This is a genomic window from Arthrobacter agilis, assembly GCF_002953615.1.
Classification (GTDB): Bacteria; Actinomycetota; Actinomycetes; order Actinomycetales; family Micrococcaceae; genus Arthrobacter_D; species Arthrobacter_D agilis_B.
Genome location: NZ_CP024915.1, coordinates 957,407 through 964,480, shown reverse-complemented (window position 1 = coordinate 964,480; position 7,074 = coordinate 957,407). Strand labels below are relative to the sequence as shown.

At 71.0% G+C, this 7,074-nt stretch carries 5 protein-coding genes; all 5 read right to left on the bottom strand.

Annotation, left to right across the window (positions count from 1 at the left end):
- Positions 1-97: 97 nt before the first annotated feature.
- On the bottom strand, positions 98-1,492 hold the full coding sequence (gene ftsW, locus CVO76_RS04640; RefSeq protein ID WP_208740914.1) for a putative lipid II flippase FtsW: 1,395 nt from the start codon (positions 1,490-1,492) through the stop codon (positions 98-100).
- Positions 1,492-3,072 carry a UDP-N-acetylmuramoyl-L-alanine--D-glutamate ligase gene (murD, locus tag CVO76_RS04635; protein WP_244186203.1) on the bottom strand — a complete coding sequence of 527 codons (1,581 nt, stop codon included), beginning with the start codon at positions 3,070-3,072 and terminating at the stop codon, positions 1,492-1,494. Before murD ends, ftsW begins: the two co-directional genes overlap by 1 nt.
- Positions 3,069-4,169: a phospho-N-acetylmuramoyl-pentapeptide-transferase gene (mraY, locus tag CVO76_RS04630; protein ID WP_208740910.1), complete on the bottom strand. Its 1,101-nt coding sequence runs from the start codon at positions 4,167-4,169 to the stop codon at positions 3,069-3,071. Before mraY ends, murD begins: the two co-directional genes overlap by 4 nt.
- Positions 4,166-5,680: a UDP-N-acetylmuramoyl-tripeptide--D-alanyl-D-alanine ligase gene (locus CVO76_RS04625; protein WP_208740908.1), complete on the bottom strand. Its 1,515-nt coding sequence runs from the start codon at positions 5,678-5,680 to the stop codon at positions 4,166-4,168. The genes mraY and CVO76_RS04625 overlap by 4 nt, the downstream gene beginning before the upstream one ends.
- Before the next feature lie 6 nt (positions 5,681-5,686).
- The coding region (locus CVO76_RS04620; protein ID WP_208740906.1) for a Mur ligase family protein at positions 5,687-7,074 on the bottom strand (1,388 nt) is incomplete at its 5' end.

The window sequence follows — 7,074 nt, the reverse complement described above, 5'->3', positions numbered from 1 at the left end:
GGGGGCGGGCCGGCCCGCCGCCGGGGAGGACGCCGGACGGGGGATGGTGGGGGGGGGGGGAGGTCAGGATGGGGGTGGTTTCTCCCGGGGGTGGAGGTCAGGGCGGGACCCGTGGGAGGCGGCGCGGGGGGGGGGCGGGGGGGGTCTTGCGTGCGAAGGACAGGAGGACGCCGACGGCGGCCAGCGTGAACGTCAGCGCGGACCCGCCGTAGGAGATGAAGGGCAGCGGTACGCCGATGACGGGCAGCAGGCCGGTGACCATGCCGATGTTGACGAAGGCCTGGCCGATCAGCCACACGAGGATGGATCCCATGAGGATCCGCACGAAGGGGTCGGTGTAGCGCAGGGCCACCCTGATGGTGGCGACGGCGAGGATGCCGAACAGGAGCACGACGACGAGGGTGCCGACGAGGCCGAACTCCTCGCCGATGATGGCGAAGATGAAGTCGTTGTGCGCCTCGGGGATCCAGTTCCACTTCTGGCGGCTCTGCCCGATCCCGACGCCGAACCACCCGCCCGACGCCATGGCGAACAGGCCGTTGTCCGACTGCAGGCAGAGATCGGCGCCGTCGTCGCAGTTCAGGCCCAGCCAGGCGCTGATCCGCCCGCCGCGGTTGGAGCTCGTGGCGACCATGAGCAGGGCACCGGCCAGCGCCGCGAGACCCGTGAGCGTGAACAGCTTCAGCGGGGCGCCGGCGAAGAACAGCGCCGCACCGGCGATCATCATGAGCACGAGGCCCGTCCCGAGGTCACCGCCGATCAGGACGAGGCCGATCGGGAGTCCGCCGAAGGGCAGCGCGGGGATCATGGCGTGCTTCCAGTCCCGGATCAGTGCCTTCTTCCGCTCCAGGACGGCGGCGAACCACAGGGCGATGGCGAGCTTCGTCGGTTCGGACGGCTGGAAGGTCTGGCTGCCGATGCGGATCCAGTTCTTGTTGCCGTTGATCTCGACCCCGATGACGAGCACCAGGACCAGCAGCACCACCGCGATCCCGAGGCTCGGCCACGCGAGGGCCCGGTAGGCGCGGGGACCGAGCCGGGACAGGACGAGCATCAGGAGGAGCCCGGCGCCGGCCCACAGGGCCTGCTTGAGGAAGAGGTCGAAGCTGTCCTTGCCCTCGGAGATCGCTTCGACGGATGACGCCGACAGGACCATCATGAGCCCGATCGCGGTGAGGGCGAGGGCGGAACCGAGGATCAGGTAGTAGCTGGACCCGGTGGGCGCGCGGTCGGAGCCCTCGAGCAGCACCCAGCCGCGCCGCAGCCGGGCCCGGAGTCCGGTGCCCGCCCGGTCGGCGGAGCCGGTGGTGGCGGTGTCCGCCGTCGGAGCACCGGACTTGATGGTCCGTGCCTTCGCTGCGGCGCTCCCGCTGGGCGTCGCACTGTGTGCGGGGCCTACGCCGACGGAGCTGACCGGTCGGCCCGTCTCCTTCGTCCGGGCGGGCCGGACCGAGGGCTTGCGTCCTCCCGGACGGGTTGGCGTGGCCACCATTACGACTCCTTCGCGGTTGTCCCCTGTCCGCCACGTGCACGGACGGCCGCCACGAAGGCGGCTCCCCGGTGCGCATAGGAGGAGAACTGGTCCATGGACGCTGCGGCCGGCGCCAGGAGCACCGTGTCGCCGTCCTGGGCGAGGCGCGCCGCTTCGGCGACGGCCCACTGCATCAGGGCGGCGGCCGGATCGGCTGACCCGCCGGCGCCGCGCCCCTGTCCAGTGTGAAGGGTGGGATGGAGGGAGACCGGAACATCGGGTGCGTGTCGGGCGAGGGCGCCCTGCAGCGGTGCGGGGTCCGTCCCGAGAAGCACGACGGCCTTCAGTCGGTGGGCATGCTCGGTGACGAGGTCGTCGTAGGAGACACCCTTGGACAGTCCGCCCGCGACCCAGACCACCGATTGGAACGAGGCCAGCGACGCCGAGGCCGCGTGCGGATTCGTCGCCTTCGAATCGTTGATCCAGAGCACCCCGCCCTCGTTCTCGACGACCTGGATCCGGTGGTCCCCCGGCTGGAAGGCCCGGATGCCGTCGCGCACCGCAGCCGCCGGTATCCCCGCCGCACGGACGAGGGCTGCGGCGGCGAGGGCATTGGCGACCAGGTGCCGCGGGACGACTTCCCCGAGTTCGCTGATGGAGGCGAGTTCGGCGGCGGAGTCCTTGCGCTGCTCGATGAAGGCTCGGTCTACGAGGAGGTCCTCGACGACGCCCATCATGCTGACGGACGGCATGCCGGTGGTGAACCCGACGGCCCGGCAGCCCTCGACGACGTCGGCCTCCTCGACCATCTCCTCCGTCTCACGCTGCTCGACGTTGTAGATGCACGCGATCCTCGTCCGCTCGTAGACGGAGGCCTTGGCGGCGAGGTAGGCCTCGTAGCTGCCGTGCCAGTCCACATGGTCCTCGGCCACGTTGAGGCAGACGCTCGCGAGCGGCGAGATGGAGTGCGCCCAGTGCAGCTGGAAGCTGGAGAGTTCGACGGCGAGGAACTCGTACCCCTGAGGATCACGGATCACGTCGAGGATGGGTGTGCCGACGTTGCCGGCGGCGACCGCGCGCTTGCCCGCGGCGAGGAGCATGGACTCCGTCAGTCCGACGGTGGTGGTCTTCCCGTTGGTCCCGGTGATGGTGAGCCATTCCGCCGTCGGGCGGCCTTCGCGGGTCCGTACCCGCCAGGCGAGCTCGACGTCGCCCCAGATCGGGACTCCGGCCGCCGCCGCCTCGGCGAGCAGCGGCTGCGTGGGGCGCCAGCCGGGAGAGGTGACGACGAGGTCGGCGGGTTCCCCGTCGACCGGGGGCAGGGACGCTGCGTGCTCCGCCCCGAGCAGGACGGCGTGCGCACCGACGATGCGCAGGGTGTCGGCCTTCGCCTCGTTCTCCTCGGTCGCGCCGGCATCGACGACGACGACGACGGCCCCGAGCTCGACGAGGGTGTCGGCCGCGGAGAAGCCGGAGGCGCCGATGCCCGCGACGACGACGCGCAGGCCGGCCCAGTCCGAGTCCCAGGTCGTCAGACCGGCGAGCCGGGGTGTCTCCCAGGTGTTGGGTGCCGTCGATCCGGCAGAGTCCGATCCGCTCATCCCACGACCCATTCCGCGTAGAAGATCCCGAGCGCCGCGGCGACGAAGAGTCCGGCAAGGATCCAGAACCGGACCACCACCGTGACCTCCTGCCAGCCCTTCAGCTCGAAGTGGTGCTGCAGCGGTGCCATCTTGAAGACGCGCTTGCCGCCCGACAGCTTGAAGTAGCCGACCTGGATGATCACGGAGAGCGTGATCATGACGAACAGGCCCGCGAGGATCACGAGGAGGAGTTCCGTCCGGGACAGGATGGCGAAACCGGCGATCGCGCCGCCGATGGCGAGGGAGCCGGTGTCGCCCATGAAGATCTTGGCCGGCGAGGTGTTCCACCAGAGGAAGCCGACCAGGGCACCGCACATGGACCCGGCGATCAGGGCGAGGTCCAGCGGGTCGCGGACCTCGTAGCAGACGCTCCCGGCGCCGGGCGAGCCGCAGCTCTGGTTGCCCTGCCAGATCCCGATGAGGAGGTAGGCGCCGAAGACCAGGATCGAGGCGCCGGCGGCGAGTCCGTCGAGCCCGTCGGCGAGGTTCACGCCGTTGCTCGCGCCGGTGATGATGAGGTTCGACCAGATGACGAACAGGATCGCGCCGAGGACCGTGCCCGCGAAGGCGAGGTCGATCGGCGTGTCACGGATGAAGGAGATGGCCGTCGACGCCGGCGTCCGCCCCTCCTCGTTGGGGAACATCAGCGCCAGCACGCCGAAGATCACGCCCACTGCGGTCTGCCCGACGATCTTCGCGGGCGCGCTCAGGCCGAGGCTCCGCTGCTTCGAGATCTTGATGTAGTCGTCGGCGAAGCCCACCAGGCCCATTCCGGCGGCCAGGAACAGCAGCAGCAGTCCGGAGGCCGTGGGACCGCCCACGGAGGAACCCGTGGCCATCATCAGCAGGTGCGTCAGGAAGTATGCGAGCAGTACCGACGCGACGATCACCGCGCCGCCCATGGTGGGCGTCCCGCGCTTGATGTGATGGGCCGTGGGGCCGTCGTCGCGGATGAACTGCCCGTAGCCCTTGTTCACCAGGAGCTTGATGAACAGGGGTGTCCCGACGAATGCGAAGAAGAGCGCGGAGGCAGAGCCTATGAGGAGTGCGATCACGGCTGCTGGGCCTTTCCGGGAGCGGCAGGTCCGCTGTCCGCTTCGACGACTGCTGCGGGGGGCTCGGTCGCGCCGGGGCCGGCCTGGGCGACGCGGTCCCCGAGATATCTCAGTCCCGCCCCGTTGGAGGACTTGAACAGGACGATGTCGCCCGGTTCCAGCTCCGCCTCGAGCATGCGCTCCGCGGCGTCGACATCGTCGACATGGACGGCCTCGCTGCCCCAGGACCCCTCGAGCACGGCACCGTTGAAGAGTGCCCGGGTGTTCGGTCCCACGCAGATGAGCTTGGAGATGTTGAGGCGTACGACGACGCGCCCGAGGAGGTCGTGCTCCTCGATGGAGCTGTCCCCGAGCTCGAGCATCTCGCCGAGCACGGCCCACGTGCGCCGGCGTCCGCGGCCGAGTTCGGCGAGCGTCCGGAGCGCTGCACGCATCGATTCGGGATTGGCGTTGTAGGCGTCGTTGATGACCGTCACGCCGTCGGCGCGCTCGGTGCGCTCCATACGCCACCGGCTGGCGGCGGACTGGCTGCGCAGGCTCGCGGCGATCGTCCCGGGAGCGCAGCCGACCTCGTAGGCGACGGTGGCTGCGGCCAGCAGGTTGGCGGTGTGGTGCAGTCCAAGGAGCGGGGAGACGACGTCGTGGGCGCTGCCGTCCGGGAAGACGAGGGTGAAGGCGGGGTTGCCCTCCGCCGTCGTGGTGCTGTCGCGTGCCCGGACGACGTCGGACCCGGCGGCTGCGAAGTCGTCCGAGGAGGTGAAGAAGGCGGTCCGGGCGCCGGTGCGCCCCTGCATGGCCAGGACGCGCTCGTCGTCGGCGTTGATGACGGCGGTCCCGGCGGCCGGCAGGGCCTCGAACAGCTCGCCCTTGGCCTTCGCGATGTTCTCGACGCCGCCGAACTCGCCGGCGTGGGCGGAGCCGACGCCGAGCACGACGCCGAGGTCCGGCTGCACGAGCGACGCGAGGTACGCGATGTGGCCGGGCTTCGTGGCCCCCATCTCGATGACGAGGTAGCGCGTGTCCCAGTCCGCCTCGAACACGGTCAGGGGGACGCCGACCTCTCCGTTGTAGGACCCGCGCGGCGCGACGGTGGGGCCGTGGGCCGCGAGGATGCCGGCGAGCAGGTCCTTGGTGGTGGTCTTGCCCGCCGAACCGGTGATGCCGATGACGGTCACCTCGCCGTTCGCCCGCAGCCGCCGGACCGTCTCGGCGGCCAGCACGCCCATGGCGAGGACCGCGTCGGGGACGACGACGGCGGCGAACGGGGTCCCGTCCGGTCCGGTGACCTCCCGTTCGGCCAGCGCCAGGACGGCTCCGCGCCCGAAGGCGGCACCGATGAAGAGGTGGCCGTCGGACTCCTCGCCGGGCTTGGCCACGAACAGGGACCCGGGGACGCACTCCCTGGAATCCGTGGCCGCGGAGGTGACGGTGATGGCCGACCCGTGCTGGTCGGGACCGACCAGGACGCCGCCCGTGAGTGCCGCGATCTCGGCTGCGCTGAATTCAATCATGACGGTTCAGGACTCTATCCCGGACGTCGAAAGCCCAGAGAATCCGTGCCTTGTCAACGCGGAGCGTAGTTCCAGGCGATCGTCGAGCGACAGATTGACGCCCTTCACCTCCTGCCACACCTCGTGGCCGCGGCCGGCGATGAGAACGGTGTCGGAGACGGTGGACAGCGCGACCGCGTGGTCGATCGCAGCCGCCCGGGGGAAAACCTCGAGCACCTCGCAGTCGAGCCCCTCGTCGCGGACCGCGGTCTCGGCGCCGGCCCGGACGGCGCGTCGGATGACCGCCTCGTCCTCGTCGTGCGGGTCGTCGTCGGTGACGATGAGGATGTCGGACAGGCGTGCGCCCACCGCCCCCATGATCGGCCGCTTCGTCTCGTCCCGCTGTCCCGTGGCGCCGAAGACCGCGATGACGCGGCCGCCCGGCCGGCGCACCGAGGCCAGCGTCCGTTCGAGGGCGTCCGGATTGTGGGCGAAGTCGACGATCGCCGCGGGAGCCTCACCGATGAGCTGCATGCGCCCCGGGACCTCGGTGGTGAAGGGGTCCGAGTCGTCCAGGGCGCGCTGGACGTCCTCCACCGGGACGCCCGAGGCGAGGACCATGCCGGTCGCCAGGGCGGCGTTGGAGATGTTGAACGTCCCGGGCAGCCCGCTGCGGATCCGCAGTCGCCCGCCCGTCCGGCCCTGGAGCACGAAGGCGTGGCCGAGGCCGCTCGGTTCGACCCCGGTCACCGTCCAGTCGGCCTGCGCGTCCCGGTCGTCCGCCTGCGGGTCGGTCCGCACCGTCAGCACGGGGACCTCCGCCGTGGCGGCCAGCCTGCGGCCCCAGGGGTCGTCCACGAGCACCACTGCTCGCCGGCACCGCTCGGGGGTGAAGAGCGCAGCCTTCACCGCGAAGTACTCCTCCATGGTGCCGTGCAGGTCCAGGTGGTCCTGGGTGAGGTTGGTGAAGCCCGCGACGTCGAATCGCACTCCGTCCACCCGGCCGAACTCGAGCGCGTGCGAGGAGACCTCCATGGAGGCCGCGGCGAGCCCACGCTCCCGCATCAGGGCGAGGAGGGAATGCACCTGGGGCGATTCGGGCGTGGTGAGCGCGCTGGGGATGGCCTCGCCGCCTGCCCGGATCTCGATGGTGCCGATCAGCCCGGTGGACCTGCCCAGGGCGCCCAGGAGGGCGTTGAGGAAATAGGTGGTCGTGGTCTTCCCGTTCGTGCCGGTGACGCCGAAGAGGGTCGGGGTCGGCTGCGCGGGGGCGTCCTCGGACCGTCCGGCGAAGATCTCGCGGGCGAGCGGGCCGACCGCGCGGCGCGGGTCCGGGACGACGACGACCGGCGGCAGCTCGATCTGCCCCGCCGTCTCGGCCGCGAGGCGGGCCCCTTCCTCGTCCGTCAGGATGG